The organism is Streptomyces megasporus, from assembly GCF_000718985.1.
GTDB lineage: Bacteria > Actinomycetota > Actinomycetes > Streptomycetales > Streptomycetaceae > Streptomyces > Streptomyces megasporus.
Genome location: NZ_JODL01000084.1, coordinates 1 through 587 on the forward strand (window position 1 = coordinate 1; position 587 = coordinate 587).

At 72.7% G+C, this 587-nt stretch carries 1 protein-coding gene; it reads left to right on the top strand.

From position 1 onward, the window contains the following. Positions 1-587: acyl-CoA dehydrogenase family protein (locus IF47_RS0126765; protein WP_031511612.1), on the top strand; the 587-nt coding region annotated here is incomplete at both ends.

Sequence of the window (587 nt, forward strand, 5' to 3'; positions counted from 1 at the left end):
CCACCACACCCCATCCCCTCGTCACCCGCGCACAGCGACTGGCGCACGATCTCCTCGTCCCGCAGGCCGGGCGCGTCGACCAGGAGGGTGTGCCGGCAAGCCATATCGAGGCGGTGAAGCGGGCCGGGCTGCTCGGGGTGGGCGCGCCCAAGGAGTACGGCGGGGCGGACGCGCCCGTCGAGGTGGCGCGGGAGACCGCGGAGATCCTGGCCGGGGCGTGCTGCTCCACATGGTTCGTGCAGACACAGCACCACACTCCTGTGAAGCTGATCGCCACATATGACTCGCCCGTCCGCGAGAAGTTCCTGCGTCCGCTGGCGACCGGCGAGGTGATGGCCGGTATCGCGTACGCCCATGTCCGTGCCTTTCCCCGCGTCCCCGTGCGGGCGGTGCCCGAGCGGGGCGGCTGGCGGTTCGAGGGAACGGTGCCCTGGTTCACGGGCTGGGGTCTGAACGACGTGATGCTGCTGGCCGGTGTGACGGATGCGGCCGAGGTGGTGTTCGTCCTCGCCGAGGCCCGCGAGCAGCCGGGGCTGTCTCCGTCGGCGCCGATGCGGCTCGCCGCCCCCACCCCCCCCCCCACCGGC